General features: G+C 65.2%; 17 protein-coding genes. 10 read left to right on the top strand and 7 right to left on the bottom strand.

All coding sequences use genetic code 11. The annotated features are described in order from the left end of the window. Positions 1–30: 30 nt before the first annotated feature. Together dnaG and rpoD are read left to right on the top strand one after the other, a co-directional pair. Positions 31–1,974, top strand: coding sequence for a DNA primase (gene dnaG, locus DFP89_RS11050; RefSeq protein WP_114349443.1), 1,944 nt, complete (start codon positions 31–33; stop codon positions 1,972–1,974). Positions 1,975–2,116: 142 nt separating this feature from the next. After that, positions 2,117–4,105, top strand: a complete 1,989-nt coding sequence (gene rpoD / locus DFP89_RS11045) for an RNA polymerase sigma factor RpoD (protein ID WP_114349442.1) — start codon at positions 2,117–2,119, stop codon at positions 4,103–4,105. A gap of 72 nt (positions 4,106–4,177) precedes the next feature. On the opposite strand, the gene DFP89_RS11040 is transcribed toward rpoD, so the two are convergent. After that, positions 4,178–4,726 carry an NADPH-dependent FMN reductase gene (locus DFP89_RS11040; protein ID WP_114349441.1) on the bottom strand — a complete coding sequence of 183 codons (549 nt, stop codon included), beginning with the start codon at positions 4,724–4,726 and terminating at the stop codon, positions 4,178–4,180. 364 nt (positions 4,727–5,090) lie between these two features. Here DFP89_RS11040 and DFP89_RS11035 point away from each other — a divergent pair, with 364 nt between their 5' ends. The 5 genes from DFP89_RS11035 (at position 5,091) to DFP89_RS11015 (ending at position 10,121) form a co-directional block, all read left to right on the top strand. Then, positions 5,091–6,623, top strand: coding sequence for a DNA recombination protein RmuC (locus DFP89_RS11035; protein WP_114349440.1), 1,533 nt, complete (start codon positions 5,091–5,093; stop codon positions 6,621–6,623). A 148-nt stretch (positions 6,624–6,771) separates the two neighbouring features. Beyond that, positions 6,772–7,641: an ABC transporter permease gene (locus tag DFP89_RS11030; protein ID WP_114349439.1), complete on the top strand. Its 870-nt coding sequence runs from the start codon at positions 6,772–6,774 to the stop codon at positions 7,639–7,641. Then, the gene (locus DFP89_RS11025) at positions 7,638–8,444 is read left to right on the top strand and encodes an ABC transporter permease (protein ID WP_114349438.1); all 807 of its coding nucleotides are present in this window, start codon (positions 7,638–7,640) and stop codon (positions 8,442–8,444) included. Before DFP89_RS11030 ends, DFP89_RS11025 begins: the two co-directional genes overlap by 4 nt. 38 nt (positions 8,445–8,482) lie before the next feature. Next, positions 8,483–9,580, top strand: coding sequence for an ABC transporter ATP-binding protein (locus tag DFP89_RS11020; RefSeq protein WP_114349481.1), 1,098 nt, complete (start codon positions 8,483–8,485; stop codon positions 9,578–9,580). A gap of 97 nt (positions 9,581–9,677) precedes the next feature. Beyond that, on the top strand, positions 9,678–10,121 hold the full coding sequence (locus DFP89_RS11015) for a pore-forming ESAT-6 family protein (RefSeq protein ID WP_114349437.1): 444 nt from the start codon (positions 9,678–9,680) through the stop codon (positions 10,119–10,121). Between the two features lie 39 nt (positions 10,122–10,160). Here the strand turns inward: DFP89_RS11015 and DFP89_RS11010 are convergent, their stop codons facing one another. Beyond that, positions 10,161–10,526: an MmcQ/YjbR family DNA-binding protein gene (locus DFP89_RS11010; protein ID WP_114349436.1), complete on the bottom strand. Its 366-nt coding sequence runs from the start codon at positions 10,524–10,526 to the stop codon at positions 10,161–10,163. Between the two features lie 155 nt (positions 10,527–10,681). Between DFP89_RS11010 and cysS the strand changes: the two genes are divergently transcribed. Genes cysS through DFP89_RS10995 form a run of 3 tightly spaced genes read left to right on the top strand, consistent with a single transcriptional unit; the run spans position 10,682 to position 14,474 of the window. Next, the gene (gene cysS, locus DFP89_RS11005; RefSeq protein WP_114349435.1) at positions 10,682–12,106 is read left to right on the top strand and encodes a cysteine--tRNA ligase; all 1,425 of its coding nucleotides are present in this window, start codon (positions 10,682–10,684) and stop codon (positions 12,104–12,106) included. Then, positions 12,103–13,722, top strand: a complete 1,620-nt coding sequence (gene cimA / locus DFP89_RS11000; protein WP_114349434.1) for a citramalate synthase — start codon at positions 12,103–12,105, stop codon at positions 13,720–13,722. The genes cysS and cimA overlap by 4 nt, the downstream gene beginning before the upstream one ends. After that, on the top strand, positions 13,719–14,474 hold the full coding sequence (locus DFP89_RS10995; RefSeq protein ID WP_114349433.1) for a squalene/phytoene synthase family protein: 756 nt from the start codon (positions 13,719–13,721) through the stop codon (positions 14,472–14,474). Before cimA ends, DFP89_RS10995 begins: the two co-directional genes overlap by 4 nt. A gap of 30 nt (positions 14,475–14,504) precedes the next feature. Here DFP89_RS10995 and DFP89_RS10990 read toward each other — a convergent pair whose 3' ends face one another. From DFP89_RS10990 to DFP89_RS10970, 5 genes are all read right to left on the bottom strand, one after another. Beyond that, positions 14,505–15,407 (bottom strand): DMT family transporter, encoded by a 903-nt coding sequence (locus DFP89_RS10990; RefSeq protein WP_245948661.1) that lies wholly within the window; start codon positions 15,405–15,407, stop codon positions 14,505–14,507. A gap of 264 nt (positions 15,408–15,671) precedes the next feature. Next, positions 15,672–16,949, bottom strand: coding sequence for a phosphopyruvate hydratase (gene eno, locus DFP89_RS10985; protein ID WP_114349431.1), 1,278 nt, complete (start codon positions 16,947–16,949; stop codon positions 15,672–15,674). Between the two features lie 80 nt (positions 16,950–17,029). Further along, positions 17,030–17,788, bottom strand: coding sequence for an endonuclease/exonuclease/phosphatase family protein (locus tag DFP89_RS10980; RefSeq protein WP_114349430.1), 759 nt, complete (start codon positions 17,786–17,788; stop codon positions 17,030–17,032). A gap of 15 nt (positions 17,789–17,803) precedes the next feature. Continuing rightward, on the bottom strand, positions 17,804–19,219 hold the full coding sequence (locus tag DFP89_RS10975; protein ID WP_114349429.1) for a protein adenylyltransferase SelO: 1,416 nt from the start codon (positions 19,217–19,219) through the stop codon (positions 17,804–17,806). A gap of 63 nt (positions 19,220–19,282) precedes the next feature. Continuing rightward, positions 19,283–19,621, bottom strand: coding sequence for a DMT family transporter (locus DFP89_RS10970; RefSeq protein ID WP_114349428.1), 339 nt, complete (start codon positions 19,619–19,621; stop codon positions 19,283–19,285). Positions 19,622–19,696: the final 75 nt, after the last annotated feature.

The following is a 19,696-nucleotide window of genomic DNA, read 5'->3' as shown; positions in this document are numbered from 1 at the left end:
TCAGCCGCCCCCGACCCGATATAAGACCGCATGAGCCTGCCGCCCCAGTTCCTCGACGAGATCCGCGCCCGCGTGCCTTTGTCGCGCGTGATCGGGCGCAAGGTGGTGTGGGATCTGCGCCGCTCGAATCAGGCCAAGGGTGACTGGTGGGCGCCTTGCCCGTTCCACGGCGAAAAGACCGCGTCCTTTCACGTCGATGACCAGAAAGGATTCTATTATTGCTTCGGCTGTCACGCCAAGGGCGACGCGCTGACCTTTCTGCGCGAGGCCGAGGGCATGGGTTTTATGGAGGCGGTCGAGCTGCTGGCCTCGGAGGCCGGGTTGCAGATGCCCGAGCGCGATCCCCGGCAGGCCGAACGTGCCGACCGCCGGACCGGGCTGGTCGAGGTCATGGAACAGGCCGCGCGCTGGTTCCGCCTGCAATTGCAGGGCGGCGCTGCGGCGGATGCCCGCGCCTATCTGGCGCGGCGCGGGCTGGACGATGCCGCCTGCGAGCAGTTCGGCATCGGCTTCGCCCCCGACCAGCGGCAGGGGCTTTTCAACGCCTTGCGCGGCAAGGGCATTGATCCGGCGCTGATCATCGAGGCCGGGCTGGTCGCCAAGCCCGATGATGGCGGCGCGCCATTTGACCGCTTCCGGGGCCGCATCACCTTTCCGATCCGCGACGGGCGCGGGCGCTGCATCGCCTTTGGCGGCCGCTCGATGGACCCGAATGCGCGGGCGAAATATCTGAACAGCCCGGAAACGCCGCTGTTTGACAAGGGGCGCAACCTTTACAACGTCGGTCCCGCGCGGGCGGCGGTGGCCAAGGGCAAGCCGCTGATCGTGGCCGAAGGTTACATGGACGTGATCGCCCTTGTTCGCGCAGGCTTCGAGGGGGCCGTCGCCCCCCTTGGCACTGCCATTACCGAGGATCAGTTGCGCCTGATGTGGCGCGTCTCGCCCGAGCCGGTGATCGCACTGGATGGCGATGATGCCGGTCTGCGCGCCGCTCTGCGGCTGATCGATCTGGCGCTGCCGATGACCGCGCCGGGGCAGGCGCTGCGCTTTGCATTCCTGCCGCAGGGACAGGACCCGGACGACCTGATCCGCGCCAAGGGGGCAGGGGCCATGTCCGCCGTGCTGGACGAGGCGCGGCCGCTGGTCGATCTGCTCTGGCGGCGCGAGACCGAGGGCCGGGTCTTTGACAGCCCCGAACGCCGCGCGGCCCTGGACAAGGCGCTGGGGGATGCGATCGCGAAAATCCCCGACAAGGACACGCGCGACCATTATTTTCAGGCGCTGAAGGACCTGAAATGGCAGCTTTTCAACAATCGCCGCCGCCGCGACGAGGCCCCGGCACGTCCCGCGCGCCCCATGCGCGAGGGGGGCGGCAAGGGCCGCGACCGCGATGCGCGCTTTCAGCCGGTGGCGCCGGTGGCACCGACGCGGGCCTCGCGGCTGTCCTCGCCCGATGCCAGCGAGCATGACGCCGAGGTGCTGATCGAGGCCATGGTTCTGGCGATCTGCGCCACCCATCCCGAGCTGATCGCGCCGGTGGAATCGCGGCTGGAACGGCTTGAGCCGCAAGACACCGACCGCGCCGCGCTGGTCCATGACCTGCTGTCCGGGACGCAGTCGCAGGCCGGGCAGCGCGCCCTTGAAAGCATTCTGGCCGACCCCCATGTGAAGGCGGCTCCGGCCATTTTGCGCCCGCATGAGGGGGATGCCGCCTCGGGCATCCTGACCAATGCGCTGGACCGCATCGAGGCCCGCCGCGCCGCCCGCGAGGAAATCGCCCGCGCCGAGGCCGAGATCGAGGGGATGGCCGATGAGGGTCTGACCTGGCGCATGGCGCAATCGGCGCGTGCGCGCCAGCAGGCCGATCATCCCTCGCTCGCCGACCTGTCGGACCTGGGCGAGGACAGCGAATCCTTTCGGGCCGTCCTTGAGGCGGCCCTGAAAAACGAAATCTGGCGCAAGCCGCGCCGCTAGACCGGGCGCGAATCACCCGCGCCGAATCACTCGGCTCCGCCGACCGTCATGGGCTATGAATCGGCCCGTGATTCGGCTAGAACCGAACCCAAACCCGATCCCGATTCGCCCAATTGCGAATCACCGCTTCAAGGGAACCAGCATGGCAGCCAACGACGACGACCAGAAGCCCGACACCAAGGATGACGATCATTCGCTGGACATGTCGCAGGCTGCGGTCAAACGCATGATCGCCGAAGGGCGTGAGCGTGGCTTCATCACCTATGACCAGCTCAATGCCGTCCTGCCGCCCGAACAGGTCAGCTCGGACCAGATCGAGGACGTGATGTCCATGCTGTCCGAAATGGACATCCGCGTGGTCGAAAGCGACGAAGAGGCGGAAGAGGGCGAACAGGGCGGCGAGATCGTCGCGACCGGTTCCGGCTCGCGCGAGATCGCGGTCGCCGCGACCGAAACCGAAAAGCTGGACCGCACCGACGACCCGGTGCGCATGTATCTGCGCGAGATGGGCTCGGTCGAGCTGCTTTCGCGCGAGGGCGAGATCGCCATCGCCAAGCGCATCGAGGCCGGCCGCAACACCATGATCGCCGGCCTGTGCGAAAGCCCGCTGACCTTCAAGGCCATCACCATGTGGCGTCAGGAGCTTCTGGACGAAGACATCCTCTTGCGCGACGTGATCGACCTTGAAACCACCTTCGGCCGCTCGATGGACGACGAGGGCGATGACGAGGTGGTGCTGGACACCGATAGCGCGCGTCCGGCCACGTCTTCGGGCGGCGGTCAGGACCAGGAAGAGCTGGACGCCGACGGCAATCCGATGTCGCGCGGCGATGAAGACGACGAGGATGACGACGGCCAGAACCTGTCGCTGGCGGCGATGGAGGCCAGCCTCAAGCCGAAGGTTCTGGAAACGCTGGAATCGATTGCGCAGGGCTATGAAGAACTGGCGCATATGCAGGACAACCGCATGTCCGCGACCCTGAACGAGGACGGCACCTTCTCGGCCACCGACGAGCTGGCCTATCAGGTGCTGCGCTCGCGCATCGTCGGGCTGGTCAACGAGCTGCATCTACACAACAACCGCATCGAGGCGCTGGTTGACCAGATCTATGGCATCAACCGCCGCATCGTGACCATCGACTCGGGCATGGTGAAGCTGGCCGATGCCGCCCGCATCAACCGCCGCGAATTCATCGACGTCTATCGCGGTGCTGAACTCGACCCGACCTGGGTCGATCGCATGGCCGAGAACAAGGGCCGCGGCTGGCAGTCGCTGTTTGAGAAATCGCGCCCGCAGGTCGAAGGTCTGCGCGGCGAAATGGCCATGGTCGGTCAGCATGTCGGCGTCGATATCGAGGAATTCCGCCGCATCGTGAACCAGGTCCAGCGCGGCGAAAAGGAATCGCGTCAGGCCAAGAAGGAAATGGTCGAGGCGAACCTGCGTCTGGTGATCTCGATCGCCAAGAAATACACGAACCGTGGCTTGCAATTCCTTGATCTTATTCAGGAAGGCAATATCGGTCTGATGAAGGCCGTCGACAAGTTCGAGTATCGTCGCGGCTACAAGTTCTCGACCTATGCGACCTGGTGGATCCGTCAGGCGATCACGCGAAGCATCGCCGATCAGGCCCGCACGATCCGTATCCCGGTCCACATGATCGAGACGATCAACAAGCTGGTCCGCACCGGCCGCCAGATGCTGCACGAGATCGGCCGCGAGCCGACGCCGGAAGAACTGGCCGAAAAGCTGCAGATGCCGCTGGAAAAGGTCCGCAAGGTGATGAAGATCGCCAAGGAGCCGATCAGCCTCGAAACCCCGATCGGGGACGAGGAGGACAGCCAGCTTGGCGATTTCATCGAGGACAAGAATGCCGTCCTGCCGCTGGATTCGGCCATTCAGGAAAACCTCAAGGAAACCACGACCCGGGTTCTGGCCAGTCTCACCCCGCGCGAGGAACGGGTTCTGCGCATGCGCTTCGGCATCGGCATGAACACCGACCACACGCTGGAAGAGGTCGGCCAGCAGTTCAGCGTCACCCGCGAACGCATCCGTCAGATCGAGGCCAAGGCGCTGCGCAAGCTCAAGCACCCCTCGCGCTCGCGCAAGCTGCGCAGCTTCCTCGACCAGTAAGGGTAGGGCGCCCGCGAGTTCAAAGGGCCGCGCGAAACCGCGCGGCCCTTTTTCGTTTCGTCCCTGCGGCGCTCAGCCGTGCTTGTCGATCCAGGCGATGAAGCGGTCGACAAAGCCCTGCAGGAAATTCCGGGTCGACTCGTCGGTGACGCTGCCATCGGGGGCATAGGCGTCGGGTTTCCACTGGATATAGGCCTCGGGCATGGTCATCACGATGGCCCCGACCGAGATCAGGTCGCTGCGCAGATGCGCCTGCGCGACCGCCGTGCCGACCGCGCCCGGCGAGGTGCCGGTGACGGTGGCGGGCTTGGCCGCCCAGCTGTTCTGGCCATAGGGCCGTGTGCCCCAGTCGATGGCATTCTTGATCACGCCCGGATAGCTGCGGTTATATTCCGGCGTGATCGCCAGCACCGCGTCGGAATTGTTCAGCCGATCCTTGAACCGGGCCACCGCCTCGGGGATGTTGTCCCACAGATCGTCGTTGTAATGGGGCAGGTCGCCGATATGCAGCTCATGGAACTGCAGGCGGTCTCCGGCCAGTTTCTCCAGAGCTTTGGTGTATTTCCGGTTGATCGATTCCTTGCGAAGCGATCCGATCATCACAGCGACGGTCTTGGCCATGCGAGATCTCCTGTTTGCGATGGTTCTGAAAAGCTAGGCCGCGTTCCGGCATGATGGAAGAGGTTTTGCGATGCTGGTGAAGGGGTGCGGCCATCTTCTTCGTTATGATATAATAATAATCAATATGTTATGTAAATAAATTAGATATTTTCTATATACAGTCGCGGAAATTCATACACTCCAGAACGTTGACCTCTTGGCCGAGCGCCGGGCGATGTTCCGGGCGGATCCAGCGAAATATGCAACTACAGGGCGTCCTTGAGGCCCCGTTTTCGCCGCGGGCTGTTGCGTTTCGTTGCCCTCAGGGCTTGCAAAATCGGTACAAAAGGGAAACATTGGCCGGTATAGAACAGGCAGGTGAGCAATGCCCGAAAACTGGGCCACGCGCCTTGAGGCGTGGACAGGCGATCTTTCGACGATGCAGAATGCCTTCGCCGTGACGGCGGCCGGGCTGATCGTCATGCTGCTGGTCTATTGGTTCCAGCGCCGGCGCGAGGGCGCCCTGCGCGCCGATCTGGACTGGCTGCAGGCCGAGGGGCGACGCCAGACCGACGAACTGGCCCGCCGCGCCGAACGCATCGCCGAGCTTGAGCCGCAATTGCGCGCCGAGGCGCAGACCGCCCGCGAACAGGCCCTGCGCGCTGGCCAGCTGGATGTGCGGTTGGACACGCGCGAGGCCCGGCTGGCCGAACTGCTTGAGGAACGTGACGGGCTGACCGACGCTCTGCACCGCGAACGCCAGTCCGTTTCGCGGCTTGAGCGTGAGCTGGCCGAGACCCGGCTGGCTGCCGACAAGGACCGCGAGACCGCCGCCCGCGACATCGAGACCCTGCGCCAGCTGCGCGAGGAAATGACCGGCCAGTTCCGCCTGATGGCCAATGAGACGCTGAAATCGCAGGGCGCCGAGATGCAAAAGGCCCATGGCGAACAACTGCACGCGCTGCTGAACCCGTTCCGCGATCAGGTCCACCGCTTTCAGACCGAATTGCAAAGCCGCAACAAGGTTCTGGACGAAGAGGGCGCGCGGCTGCGCGAGCAGATCGAATATCTGCACAAGCGTTCCGAGGATATCTCGCGCGAGGCGGTGGCGCTGACCCGCGCGCTCAAGGGCGACAGCCAGAAGCGCGGTGCCTGGGGCGAGATGATCCTTGAACGCATCCTTGAGGATTCGGGCCTGATCGCCGGCACCCATTACGAGGTGCAATCCAGCCAGCGCGACGCCGAGGGCCGGCGCTGGCGGCCCGACGTGATCGTCAAGATGCCGCAGCGCAAGCTGTTGGTGATCGACAGCAAGGTGTCGCTGAACGCCTATGAAGAGGCGGTGAATGCCGAGGACGGCCCGACCCGCGACGCCGCCCTGCGCCGCCATGTCGCCGCGATCCGCACCCATGTCGCCCAGCTTGCCGCCAAGGGCTACCAGGCGCTGGACGAGGGCTCGGTCGATTATGTGCTGATGTTCATCCCCATCGAAGGCGCGTTTTCCGAGGCGCTGCGCGTCGATCCGGACCTTGCGCGGCATGCGATGGAAAACCGCGTCGGGCTGGCGACGCCCACGACCCTGATGCTGACCCTGCGCACCGTCGATCACATCTGGACGGTCGAGCGGCGCGAGTCGAACGCCATGGTCATCGCCAGCCGCGCGGGCCAGCTTTACGACAAGCTGCACGGCTTCGTTTCGGCCATCGAGGATGTGGGGCTGGCGCTGGACCGCGCGCAGAAAAGCCACGCCACCGCCATGGACCGCCTGACCCGCGGCCCCGGCAATGTCATCCGCCAGGCCGAGATGCTGCGCGAACTGGGCGCGCGCACGCAAAAGCGGCTTGAGGTCGATCATGACGGCGTTGAAGCATTGACTGCGCCCGAAGACCCCGATGCCTCCAGCGAGGCCGCAGAATAGCGCGGGGCCGGTCCGATCATGTCCCTGCCGCGCGGTCTGGGCCGGTCCGCTGCCCCGCCGTCAGAGGTGCCGAAAAACACTTCCCCTTGTCGCGCGGATATGAAAGCTTGGCGACAGAAAAGCACGCAGTTTCAGGCGCGGGACAGGGATGGCATCAGGAAACCGATCGCAGGCGGTGCAGGGCTATAGCCTGATCGCGCCGCCCTTTGGCTATGCGCTGCTGGTGCTGATGGCGCCCCTGCTGACCATTCTGGCCTATTCCTTTTTCAAGGATGGCTACCTGACCATCATCCGCGAATTCACGCTGGAAAACTATGTCGCGGTCTGGGGTGACCCGATCTTTCACAAGATCATGCTGCGGTCTCTGGGGGTGGCGGCGCTGGTGACGCTGGTCACGGTGGGGCTGGCATTCCCGGTGGCCTATTTCCTCAGCTTTGCCGTCTCGCCGCAGCGCAAGGGCATGTGGCTGTTTCTGATCACCATTCCCTTCTGGACCAGCTATCTGGTGCGGGTGTTCCTGTGGAAGGTGATCCTGGGCTATAACGGTGTCATCAATTCGGGCCTGAAATCGCTGGGCATCATCGAAGAGCCGCTGACCTTCATCCTGTATAACGTGAACTCGATCGTCATCACGCTGGCGCATGCCTATGCGCCCTTCGCGATCCTGCCGATCTTCATCGCGCTGGAAAAGATCGACCGCTCGCTTCTGGAGGCCGGGCGGGATCTGGGCGAAAGCCGGGCGATGACCTTCTGGCGGGTGACGCTGCCTTTGGCGATGCCGGGCGTGGTCGCGGCCTCGCTGATCGTCTTCATCCCGACCATTGGCGACTATGTCACGCCGACGCTGATCGGCGGCGGCAAGATCCCGATGATCGCCAACATGATCCAGGCGCAGATGCTGGATCTGGACAACCGGCCGATGGGCTCGGCCCTGGCGGTCACCGCCATGCTGATCGTCGCCATCCTCAGCCTGATTTTCGTCGCCCTGAACCGGCGTTTCCTGAAGGTGCGGCAATGAAGGGTCGGGGTCTGCATGTCTATGCGCTGTGCTATCTGCTGTTTCTCTACGCGCCGATCCTGCTCTTGCCGATCTTTGCCTTCAACAATGGCACGGTGATTTCCTTTCCGCTGAAAGGCTTCACCACCCAGTGGTTCGTGCAGGCCTTCGAGAACGCGACGCTGCGCCGGGCGGTGATGAATTCGCTGATCATCGCGGTCTCGTCCTCGGTCTTTGCGACCTGTCTGGGGATATTCGCCGCCCGCGCCTCGACCCGGTTCGAGTTCCCGGGCAAGGGGCCGATGATGGGGCTGATCATGCTGCCCCTGGTCCTGCCCGAGATCATCGTCTCGATCTCGCTTCTAGTGGTGCTGCTGTCGATGGGCATCACGCTGAACATCTTCACCGTGATCATCGGCCATACGCTGATCTGCATGCCCTATGCGACGGTGATCCTGACCACGGCCTTCAACTCGCTTGACCGCTCGCTGGAGGAGGCCGCCTACGACCTGGGCGAAACGAAATGGAGCGCATTTCGGCTGGTCATCCTGCCTCTGGTGATGCCGGGCGTGATCTCGTCCCTGCTGATGAGCTTTACCATCAGCCTTGACGAATTCATCATCGCCTTCTTCCTGGCCGGGAACGAGCCGACCTTGCCCACGTATATCTTCAGCCAGTTGCGCTTTCCCAAGCAGACGCCGACGATCATGGCGCTGGGGACGGTGCTGGTGGTCATGTCGATCATCCTGCTGACTTTCGCTGAATATTTCCGTCGTCGCGGCAATGCCCGGACCGGCGCCAATAATACCGGAGGCTTCCTGTGACCCCATCCCGCTATGACCGGCTGGAAGCCGCAAAGCCGATGATCGAGTGCCGCGAGGTGCACAAGTATTACGGCGATTATCACGCGCTGCGCGGCATCGACCTGACCATCCGCGCGGGCGAGTTCTTTTCGCTGCTGGGTCCGTCCGGCTGCGGCAAGACCACGCTGTTGCGCACCATCGCGGGGTTTGAGGACATCACCTCGGGCGTGGTGCTGATCGACAACAAGGACATGGCCGGGGTGGCCGCGAACCACCGTCCGACCAATATGGTCTTTCAGTCCTATGCGATCTTTCCGCATCTGACCGTGGCCGAGAATGTCGGCTTTGGCCTGCGCCGCGATCCGCGCTCGCGCGCCGAGAAAGCCGCCGCCGTCGAAGAGGCGCTGGCCATGGTCGGGCTGAAAGGCTATGGCGCGCGCGCCAGCCACGCCCTGTCGGGCGGTCAGCGCCAGCGGGTCGCGCTGGCCCGGGCGCTGATCCTGAAACCCAAGGTGCTGCTTCTGGACGAGCCCTTGTCGGCGCTGGACCGCAAGATGCGCGAGCAGATGCAGGTCGAACTGATCAAGCTGCAACGTCAGGTCGGCATCACCTTCGTTCTGGTGACCCATGATCAGGAAGAGGCGCTGGTCATGTCCGACCGCATCGCCGTCATGTTCGAGGGCCAGATCGCCCAGCTTGACGGCCCCGAGGCGCTTTATGCCCGCCCGGCCAGCCGCCGCGTCGCCGATTTCATCGGGGTGATGAACTTCCTGCCCACCCGCATCATCGGCGACACTCCGAACGGGGTCGAGGTCGATCTGCCCGGTTTCGGCCGGGTCGAGATCCCGGCCGCCAATATCAGCCGCGCCAATCCCGATGACGAAGGGCCGACCGTCGGCTTCCGCCCCGAGGCGGTCTCGATCGTCAGCACCGGCGCGCCCACCCAGTCCCGCGTGACCGAGGGCACCATCGACGAGGTCGTCTATTACGGCGACATGACCTATTACGACGTGCGGCTGGACGGCTCGGACGGGTTCGGGGCCAAGGTCCGCCCGATCCGCATTGCCATGCGCAACGTCTTTGGCCGCGAGGTGCAAGAGGTTGGTGCACGCGCCAATGTGAGTTGGTCGCCCGGGTCGCTGGTGCTTTTCCGCTGACCCTCTCCGGGCCGGGGCGGCATTTCGCCGAAGCGATTTGCGGCATGCCGCGCCCCGTGCCACAGTCCCCGTGTTTTGTTAACCAACGGAGATCGATATGATCACACGTTCCGCTTTCCTGACCGCATTCGCGCTTTCGGGCCTGACCGCCGCTGCCGCATTCGCGCAAGAAGCGACGCCCGCGGCACCTGCCGCCCCGGCCGCGACCACGGAAGCACCGGCTGCCGCGCCCGCGGCGGATATGGGGGCCGCCTATGAAAGCGCGCGCAACCAGCTGGGCGTCCTGATCTATTGCCAGGACAAGGGCCATATCGACGGCAAGGCGGTCGAGACCCAAACCAAGCTTCTGGCGATGATCCCGGCCGGCGACACCGCCAAGGGCGACGCCGCCGAGGCCAAGGGCAAGGAAGGCACCGTTTCGGCCATGGGGGTCGAACGTTCGCTGGCCGATGCCGCGACCGAGCAGAAGACCACCGAGGATGCGCTTTGCAAGCAGATGGACGCGTTGTTGCAACAGCTCGCGGCGCAGGTTCCGTCCTGATCGCAGGCTTGCGGGGCCGGATGCCGGTCCCGCAGGCGCCTATTCGGCGGGCCGCTCGACCATCGACAGCGGCGGCAGCTCGGCTTGTAATTTCTTGGGCAGGGCGGCGCGGATCAGCCGATAGGAATGGCGCACGCGATGCGCCAGCTCATCGGGGGCCGAGTCCAGCGGCAGGGCCACCCAGCTTCGATGCAGATAGGGTGCGCGTTCGGCGACGCCGGTCTGGATCAGCAGCTCGGCGATCTCTGTGCCGCTGGTCTTGACCGCGACATGCGTGCCCTCAACTCCGATCAGGGCAAAGATCTTGCCCCCGACCTTCCAGCAATCATGCCCTCCGCCCCAGGGATCCGACCATTCGGCCCCCGGCTGCGCGGCACACATTTCGTTAACCAGTTCGCGGCTCATGACGCCAGTTTTGCAGCCTCTCTTGGCAGAGGCAAGACAATGCGTTAAGCGGAACGCATGAAGGTGAAAACCGCCACCCTCCGCTGCATCATTACCGGCTGAAATTTCAGGCGGGCGGTTTCTTGTGACCAGATGACGCCCGCAAAGGGGAAGTCATGGTCGAGATCAGACTGACGAACACGAAGACGCGCGGCAAGGAAGCTTTTGCCCCGATCGACCCGCAGAACGTGCGGCTGTATCTGTGCGGCCCGACCGTCTACGACCGCGCGCATCTGGGCAATGCCCGCCCGGTGGTGGTGATCGACGTTCTGGTTGCCCTGCTGCGCCATGTTTACGGCGTGGATCATGTGACCTATGTGCGCAACTTCACCGATGTCGATGACAAGATCAACGCGACCGCTTTGTCCCGGCAGCAGGCCGGCGCACCCGGCACGCTGGAGGATCTGATCCGCGAGCGGACGCAGGAAACCATCGGCTGGTATCACGCCGACATGGACGCGCTTGGCGCCGCGCGCCCCGATCACGAGCCGCGCGCGACCGACTATATCGCCCAGATGATCACCATGATCGAAAAGCTGATCGCGGATGGCCATGCCTATGCGCGCGACGGCCATGCGCTGTTTCGGGTGCGCTCTTACAAGGATTACGGCAAGCTGTCGGGGCGTTCGGTCGATGACATGATCGCCGGTGCCCGGGTCGAGGTCGCGCCCTTCAAGGAAGACCCGATGGATTTCGTGCTGTGGAAGCCCTCGGATGCGGAATTGCCGGGCTGGGACAGTCCTTGGGGCCGGGGCCGTCCGGGCTGGCATATCGAATGCTCGGCCATGTCTTATGAGCTTTTGGGCGAAAGCTTTGATATCCATGCCGGCGGCATCGACCTGCAATTCCCCCATCATGAGAATGAGATTGCGCAAAGTGCCTGCGCCCATCCCCATGGCGATTTCGCCCGCGTCTGGCTGCACAATGAGATGCTGCAGGTCGAAGGCAAGAAGATGGCCAAGTCGCTTGGCAATTTCTTCACCGTCCGCGACCTTCTGGACAAGCGCGTTCCGGGCGAGGTGATCCGCTTTGTCCTGCTGTCCACGCATTACCGCAAGCCGATGGACTGGACCGACGAAAAGGCCCGCGCGGCCGAGGATGCGCTGTGGGAATGGCGTGTGCTGACCAAGGGCGTCGAACCCGCCGCCGAGCCCGATCCGCGCGTGATCGAGGCCCTGGCGGATGACCTGAACACGGCGGGGGCGATTTCGGTGCTATATACGCTCAAGGACGATCCGGCGAAGCTTCTGGCATCGGCGCGGTTTCTGGGGCTGCTGCGCCCCGATATGGGTGCGTGGATGACGCAGGATCTTGCGGCCATCGACAGCGTATCGGTGCCGGTGGCCGATGTGCTGGCCGGATTGACCCAGCAACTGACCGATCTCAGGATCGCGGCGCAGGAGAGCAAGGACTATGCGGCGCTCGATGCGCTGAAATCGGCGCTGACCGAGGCCGGTATCGAGGTGCGCATGTCAAAGACCGGCGTCGAGCTGGTCGCCGGCCCTCGCGTCGATGCCCAGAAACTGGGAACGCTGCTGTGACGGATCGGCTTTATCTTTACGACACCACCCTGCGCGACGGGCAGCAGACACAGGGCGTGCAGTTCTCGGCCAGCGAAAAGGTCGAGATCGCCGAAATGCTGGATGCCCTCGGCGTCGACTACATCGAAGGCGGCTGGCCCGGCGCCAATCCGACCGACAGCGACTTCTTTGCCGCTGCGCCGAAAACCCGCGCCACCATGACCGCATTCGGCATGACCAAGCGCGCGGGCCGCTCGGCCGAGAATGACGACGTGCTGGCGGCGGTGACGAATGCGGGCACGGGCGCGGTCTGTCTGGTCGGCAAGACCCACCCCTTTCACGTCCGCGAGGCGCTTGGCATCCCGCTGGATGACAACCTTGAAAACATCCGCGCCTCGGTCGCGCATCTGGTCGCCCTCGGCCGCGAGGCGCTGTTTGACGCCGAGCACTTCTTCGACGGCTATGCCGAAGACCCGGATTATGCGCTGACCTGCCTGCGCACGGCCCTTGCGGCAGGGGCGCGTTGGGTTGTCTTGTGCGACACCAATGGCGGCACCTTGCCCAAACGCGTGGCCGAGGTGACACGCGCGGTGATCGCGGGCGGCATTCCGGGCGACCGGCTGGGCATCCACTGCCATGACGATACCGGCAATGCCGTCGCCTGCACGCTTGCGGCGGTCGATGCGGGGGCGCGTCACATTCAGGGCACGCTGAACGGTCTGGGCGAGCGCTGCGGCAATGCAAGCCTGACCAGTCTGATCCCGACCCTGCTGCTGAAGGAACCCTATCGCAGCACGCTTGCCATCGGTGTCAGCTCCGAAGCTCTGGCGGGGCTGACCCGTATCTCGCGCCGTCTGGACGAGATCCTGAACCGTGCCCCCTTGCGCAGCGCGCCCTATGTCGGGACCTCGGCCTTTGCGCATAAGGCCGGGCTGCATGCCAGCGCCATTCTGAAAAACCCGGCGACCTATGAACATGTGGACCCCGCGCTGGTCGGCAATGAGCGCATCATCCCGATGTCCAATCAGGCCGGGCAGTCGAACCTGCGCGCCCGCCTGTCTGATGCGGGGATCGATGTCGGGCGCGACGATCCGGCGCTGGCGCGGATCCTTGATCTGGTCAAGGCGCGCGAGGATGCGGGCTATGCCTATGACGGCGCGCAGGCCAGCTTCGAGCTGCTGGCCCGCACTGAACTGGACCAGATGCAGGACTATTTCTCGGTCGAGCGCTACCGCGTCACCGTCGAGCGGCGCAAGAACGCGCTTGGCAAGCGCATCTCGGTCTCCGAGGCGGTGGTGGTCGTCGAGATCGGCGGCCAGCGCATGCTGTCGGTCAGCGAAAGCGTCGATGCCGAGGGGCACGATCAGGGGCCGGTCAACGCTTTGTGGCGGGCGCTGGCCAAGGATCTGGGGCCCTATCAGTCGGCCATCGACGACATGCATCTGGTCGATTTCCGCGTCCGCATCACCGGCGGCGGCACCGAGGCCGCGACCCGCGTCATCATCGACAGCGCCGATGGCCACGGGCATCGCTGGTCCACGGTCGGCGTCTCGCCCAACATCGTCGATGCCAGCTTCGAGGCGCTGGTCGATGCGATCCGCTGGAAGCTGATCCGCGACAAGGTGGCCCCGGCATGAGCCTGGCCGAGATCGCCGAAAGCCTGCGCGAAACCGAGCCGGACCGTTTTGGCGCCAGCCTGCTCGCGCCGCAGCCGGCGCGCGAAAAGCTGTGGACGCTTTTCGCGCTGAGCCACGATCTGGCCCGCGCGCCACTGCAATCGAATGAGCCGCTGATCGCCATGATGCGCGTGCGCTGGTGGATCGACCAGCTTGAGGCCATAGGCCGTGGGAATGAGCCGGGCAATGAGCCGCTGGAATCCCTGGTCGCGACCTGGGGCCGGGATGCGGCGGCCCTGGTCGATCTGGCCGAGGCGCGGCAGCGCGATTGCGAGCGCGAACCCTTTGGCGACGCGGGTGAGGTCGAGGCCTATATCCGCGCCACCGCCGGCGCCCTGATGCGTCATGCGCTGGTGGCGCTCGGCGTGCCGGATCGCCGGGACGTGGCGCAGGATCAGGCGCTTGGCTGCGGGCTGGCCCAATGGCTGGCGGCGCTGCCGGAACTGGATGCGCTGCGGCTGGGACTGGCGCGGCCCGATCCGGCGCTGATTTCCGAACTGGCGCGGCGTGGCCTTGCTGCGCTGGAGCGCGCCCGTGCCGGCCGCCGCGAATTGCCGCGCACCGCCGCGCCAGCGCTGTTTCGCGGCATGGGCCATGTCGCGGCGCTGAAGGCGATGGCGGCAGAGGGCAAGCCCGTCGCCGTCACCGCTTCCGAGTTTTCCCGGCGCTTTGCCCTTGGCCGTCTGGCCCTGACCGGGCGCTGGTGGGAGTGACGGCGGCACCATATCCCGCCTCATGCGCGCCTATTGTGCCGCATCTTTCCGTTGCGACAGCGCGTTTCGGATCGCCCGCCATGGTCTTCCGTCGATGGCCGCCAGCCCGGCGCCGATCAGCGCCATGCCCGCGATCTGGCGGGGCAGCAGAACCTCGCCAAGAAACAGCGTGCCAAGAAGGATTGCGCTGACCGGGATCAGGAAGGTCACCAGCAACAGGTTCGTCGCCCCCGCCGTCGCCAGAATGCGAAAGTAAAGCACATAGGCAAGCGCGGTCGAAATCGCGGCCACGCCGATCAGCGCGGCGATGGCGGAGATGCCGGGCGCGGCAAGCGTCCAGGGCCGATCAACCACCATGACCAGCGGCAGCATGATCAGGCTTGACGCGATGACCTGCCCGGTCGCTGTGCTCATCGGGCTGATCCCCATGGCGCGGAACCGGCGCCCGTAAATCCCCGCAAAGGCATAGGAGGCCGCCCCGGCGACGCACATCGCCTGTGCCGTGACGCCGACGCCCAGATGCCGCAACGCGTCCGCCCCAATCATCACCGCGACACCAAGAAAGCCGATCACCACCCCGGCGAATTTTCCGCCGGTCATGCGCTCGTCATTGGTCAGGAAATGCGCAAGGACGACGGTGAACAGCGGCGTCGATGCGTTCAGGATCGACGCCACCCCCGAGGCGATATGCTGCTGGCCGGCGACGATCAGCGAAAAGGGGATCACGTTGTTCAAAAGCCCCATGCCGAAGAATGCGGTCCAGACCCCGCGCCCCCGTGGAAGCCTCTCGCCACGCAGGCGCATGACCACCGCAAGGATGATCGCGGCCAGCACCACGCGCGACACGACCACGGTAAAGACCGGCAGCTCCCGCAACGCGATGCTGTTGAAAAAGAACGACCCGCCCCAGACCACGGCAAGGGCAAGCAGCATTGCCCATTCTTTCGGGGTCATGGGCCGGCTGGTCGATGGGGATGCGGACACGGGTATTTCTCCGGCTAGGCCATTGCGTTCATTCATGACAGCGAATTTGCCACGGCGGACAGGCGACCGGCGATCCGTTTCTTGCTTTTGAAACGCAAGGGGCGGGGGCTTGGTCGGGGCTCTCGCCCGCGCTTGGCGCGACAACCTTCCTGCGCCAATGAAAAAGCCCGCGCCTTGCGGCGCGGGCTTTCCTGTTCTTTCGGCGTGCCGGACTTAGCCGCGCAGGATCGAGCGGCCAGCATATTCGGCGGCGGCGCCCAGCATTTCCTCGATGCGGATCAGCTGGTTGTATTTCGCCAGCCGGTCGGAACGCGCCAGCGAGCCGGTCTTGATCTGGCCGCAATTGGTGGCAACGGCGAGGTCGGCGATGGTGGCGTCCTCGGTTTCGCCCGAGCGGTGCGACATGACCGAGGTATAGCCGGCGCGGTCGGCCATGCGCACGGCGTCCAGCGTCTCGGTCAGGGTGCCGATCTGGTTGACCTTGACCAGCAGGCTGTTGGCGCAGCCCTGCGCGATGCCATCGGCCAGACGCGCGGGGTTGGTCACGAACAGATCGTCGCCGACCAGCTGCACGCGGTCGCCCAGCGTCTCGGTCAGAAGCCGCCAGCCCTCCCAGTCATCCTCGGCGCAGCCATCCTCGATCGACAGGATCGGATAGCTGTCGCAAAGCGCGGCCAGATAAGCGACGTTCTCGGCCGAAGTCAGCGACTTGCCCTCGCCCTTCATCTCGTATTTGCCGCCCTTGAAATATTCGGTCGAGGCGCAGTCCAGCGCCAGCATGATGTCGTCGCCGGGCTTGTAGCCGGCCTTTTCGACCGCCTTCAGGATGAAATCCAGCGCGTCGCGGGTGCTGGAGAGGTTCGGCGCAAAGCCGCCCTCATCGCCGACGCCGGTGGCCAGACCCGCCGCCGAAAGTTCCTTTTTCAGCGTGTGAAAGACTTCGGACCCCATGCGCACGGCGTCGCGGATGTTTTCCGCGGAAACCGGCATGATCATGAATTCCTGAATGTCGATCGGGTTGTCGGCATGTTCGCCGCCATTGATGATGTTCATCATCGGCACCGGCAGGATGCGGGCATTGGTGCCGCCGACATAGCGGTAAAGCGGCTGCGCGCTGGTCTCGGCGGCGGCTTTCGCGGCGGCCAGCGACACGCCCAGAATGGCATTGGCGCCAAGGCGGCCCTTGTTCGGGGTGCCGTCCAGTTCGATCATCAGCCGGTCGATGCCGATCTGGTCGGTCACGTCCTCGCCGATCAGGTTCTCGGCGATCTCGCCATTGACGGCGGCGACGGCCTCCAGAACGCCCTTGCCCATATAGCGCGACTTGTCGCCGTCACGCTTTTCCACCGCCTCATGCGCGCCGGTCGAGGCGCCCGAGGGGACGGCGGCGCGGCCCATGGTGCCGTCCTCCAGCGTCACGTCGACCTCGACGGTCGGGTTGCCGCGGCTGTCCAGGATCTCGCGCGCGTAGATGTCGATGATGGCCGTCATGTTCTCCGTCCCTCTTGTGAGAATGAGTGGGTGGCAATGCTTGGCTGATGTTTAACGGCCTTCGCCGGGGGGTAAAAGCGTCATTCGCCCGGATAGTCGGCGATGCGGCCGGAAATTCCCGCCTCGGGCGCGGCCGAGCGCGGCTCAAAGGCGATATCGGCCCAGACCGGCAGATGGTCCGAGGCCTGCCGAGCAAAGTCATTGTCCCAGACGCCGCTGCCCAGCACCTCGATCCCGCGCGAGACGGCGAAACGGTCATAGCGCAGGCGTGGAAAGGGCGCGGGCCAGCTGGGGCCGGGGGCGATGATGTGCAAAGGCTCCAGCGCCTCAAGGCCGCGATCGATGCGCCATTCGTTGAAATCGCCGGTCAGCACCAGCCGGTCATGGCCCAGCCGTCCGGCCTGCGCGACGATGCGCTGCAACTGCGCCCGGCGCGAGGACCGCGCCAGCCCCAGATGCATGGCGATCAGCGTCAGCCCGGGCAGGCGCAGGGCCAGCGCGCCGCGCGGCTCGATCCCCGGCAAGGGCAGGCGGCGGACCTGCGCCTGCGCCATCAGCTCGGGGCGCAGCAGGATCGTCTGGCCGTGCCAGCCCAGCGAATTCTGCCCGGTGCCGTTGAAGACCGCCGGCACCATACCGGTCGCGGCCTCGATCTGGGACCGGGGCAGGGCCTCGGGGCGGCTGCCATGGCGAAAGTCCACCTCTTGCAGGGCGATGACATCGGCGCCCATCTCGGCGATGACCTTCAGATTACGCTCGGGCGCATAGGGGCCCGTCATGCCGCGACATTTGTGCAGGTTATAGCTGGCCAGTCGCAGGCTGTCGGGGCGTTTCGACATGGGACCCTTTGCTAGTCAGGTGCCGCAAAAGGTGCGGCGCACGATCTCGTCCGGTTGTGGGGCGCGGGCCAGATCGGCCCAGTCCGCCCGTTCATCGAACGGCGCGCGCAGCGCAGAGTCAAGCCGTTGGAAGGGTTTGTAATCACCTTCGCGGGCCGCTTCGATCGCTTCCTCGATGCGGTGGTTTCGCGGGATGCGGCGCGGGTTGGCGCGGGCCATGGTGGCAGCCGCATCGGGCAGGGCTGCAATGCGGTCCTGCCAGCCTGTGGCCCATGCGTCGAACGCGGCGCGGTCGGTGAATTCGTCCCGGGCGCTGCCATCCGAAAGCCCGGCGAAGGTCCGGGTGAAATCGGCCCGCTCGCGCGCCATCAGGTCCAGAAGGCTGCGGATCAGCGCCTCATCTTCGGCGCGCGGGGCGGAAATTCCCAGCTTCGCGGCAAAGCGGCTCAGCCAGACACGCTGGTAACGCTCGGGGAAACTGTGGACGATGCGCGTGGCCTCTTCGACGGCGGCATCGTCATTGCCCATCAGGGGCACAAGGCAGCTTGCCAGCTGCGCCAGGTTCCAGACGGCGATATTGGGCTGTTCGTTCCAGGCATAGCGCCCGGTCGCGTCGATTGAGGAAAACACCTTGTCGGGCCGGAACTCGTCCATGAAGGCGCAGGGGCCGTAATCGATGGTCTCGCCCGAGACCGACATGTTGTCGGTGTTCATCACCCCATGGATAAAGCCAAGCGCCATCCAGCCGGCGATGGTTTCGGCCTGCGCATCGACGACGCGCTGCAACAGATCGCCGGGGGTCGTGGCATCGGGATAGTGCCGGGCGATGACGTGATCGGCCAGCAGTTGCAGCCGCGCCTTGTCGCCGCGCGCGGCATAGAATTCAAAGGTGCCGACGCGGATATGGCTGGCGGCCACGCGGGTCAGCACGGCACCGGGCAGCAGGGTCTCGCGGATGACCCTTTCGCCGGTGGCGACGGCGGCCAGCGCCCGCGTGGTCGGAATGCCGAATGCGGCCATGAATTCGCTGACCAGATATTCGCGCAGGACCGGACCCAGCCAGGCCCGCCCGTCGCCGCGCCGCGAAAAGGGCGTCGGTCCCGCGCCCTTCAACTGGATATCAAAGCGCGCGCCGTCCGGCGCCACCACCTCGCCCAAGAGCACGGCGCGGCCATCGCCCAGTTGCGGCACGAACCCGCCGAACTGATGCCCGGCATAGGCTTGCGCGATGGGCTCGGCCCCCTCGGGCAGGGTATTGCCGGCCAGCATGGCCAGCCCCTCGGGTCCGGTCAGCCAATCGGCATCCAGCCCCAGCCGTTCCGCCAGCGGGCGGTTCAGCGCGACAAGCTGCGGGTCGCGCACCGGCGTCGGCGCGGTGCGGGTGAAAAAGCCTTCCGGCAGTCGGGCATAGCTGTTGTCGAAACGGATCATCGCGGCCCTCCTTCTGCGCATTATCTAGAGGGCGGGACACGGCTTTTTAAGGGCGTGCGGAAATCAATGCGAAACGCTGGACGAGAACAGGTTCACGATGACGACACCGGCGACGATCAATCCCAGCCCCAGCGTGGCCGCGAAATCCAGCTTCTGGCCAAAGACGACCAGCCCGATCACGGATACAAGAACGATCCCCAGCCCGCTCCAGATCGCATAGGCGATGCCAAGGGGCATGCTGCGCAGCACCAGCGACAGGAAATAGAACGAGGCCGCATAGCACAGCCCGGTCATCAGCGTCGGCACCAGCCGGGTGAACTGCTCGCTGCGTTGCAGGAAGGTGGTGCCGATCACCTCAAGCACGATGGCGACAAGCAGGGTGGCATAGGTCAGGATGGGCATGGCGGGCTCCGCGCGTTTCGCCCTGCGGTCTAGCCGCGCGGCGGGGGAAAGTCACGCCGCCCTTGAACCGCGCGC

This window comes from Paracoccus lutimaris (genome assembly GCF_003337565.1).
GTDB lineage: Bacteria > Pseudomonadota > Alphaproteobacteria > Rhodobacterales > Rhodobacteraceae > Paracoccus > Paracoccus lutimaris.
Note: the sequence above shows the minus strand (reverse complement) of the source record. Positions and strands in the feature narration are given on the sequence as shown.

Excerpts from the sequence above, each read along its gene's own strand:
- dnaG (WP_114349443.1), top strand. The coding sequence starts at position 31 with ATGAGCCTGCCGCCCCAGTTCCTCGACGAGATCCGCGCCCGCGTGCCT.
- rpoD (WP_114349442.1), top strand. The coding sequence starts at position 2,117 with ATGGCAGCCAACGACGACGACCAGAAGCCCGACACCAAGGATGACGAT.
- DFP89_RS11040 (WP_114349441.1), bottom strand. The coding sequence starts at position 4,726 with ATGGCCAAGACCGTCGCTGTGATGATCGGATCGCTTCGCAAGGAATCG.
- DFP89_RS11035 (WP_114349440.1), top strand. The coding sequence starts at position 5,091 with ATGCCCGAAAACTGGGCCACGCGCCTTGAGGCGTGGACAGGCGATCTT.
- DFP89_RS11030 (WP_114349439.1), top strand. The coding sequence starts at position 6,772 with ATGGCATCAGGAAACCGATCGCAGGCGGTGCAGGGCTATAGCCTGATC.
- DFP89_RS11025 (WP_114349438.1), top strand. The coding sequence starts at position 7,638 with ATGAAGGGTCGGGGTCTGCATGTCTATGCGCTGTGCTATCTGCTGTTT.
- DFP89_RS11020 (WP_114349481.1), top strand. The coding sequence starts at position 8,483 with ATGATCGAGTGCCGCGAGGTGCACAAGTATTACGGCGATTATCACGCG.
- DFP89_RS11015 (WP_114349437.1), top strand. The coding sequence starts at position 9,678 with ATGATCACACGTTCCGCTTTCCTGACCGCATTCGCGCTTTCGGGCCTG.
- DFP89_RS11010 (WP_114349436.1), bottom strand. The coding sequence starts at position 10,526 with ATGAGCCGCGAACTGGTTAACGAAATGTGTGCCGCGCAGCCGGGGGCC.
- cysS (WP_114349435.1), top strand. The coding sequence starts at position 10,682 with ATGGTCGAGATCAGACTGACGAACACGAAGACGCGCGGCAAGGAAGCT.
- DFP89_RS10995 (WP_114349433.1), top strand. The coding sequence starts at position 13,719 with ATGAGCCTGGCCGAGATCGCCGAAAGCCTGCGCGAAACCGAGCCGGAC.
- DFP89_RS10990 (WP_245948661.1), bottom strand. The coding sequence starts at position 15,407 with ATGCTGCTTGCCCTTGCCGTGGTCTGGGGCGGGTCGTTCTTTTTCAAC.
- eno (WP_114349431.1), bottom strand. The coding sequence starts at position 16,949 with ATGACGGCCATCATCGACATCTACGCGCGCGAGATCCTGGACAGCCGC.
- DFP89_RS10980 (WP_114349430.1), bottom strand. The coding sequence starts at position 17,788 with ATGTCGAAACGCCCCGACAGCCTGCGACTGGCCAGCTATAACCTGCAC.
- DFP89_RS10975 (WP_114349429.1), bottom strand. The coding sequence starts at position 19,219 with ATGATCCGTTTCGACAACAGCTATGCCCGACTGCCGGAAGGCTTTTTC.
- DFP89_RS10970 (WP_114349428.1), bottom strand. The coding sequence starts at position 19,621 with ATGCCCATCCTGACCTATGCCACCCTGCTTGTCGCCATCGTGCTTGAG.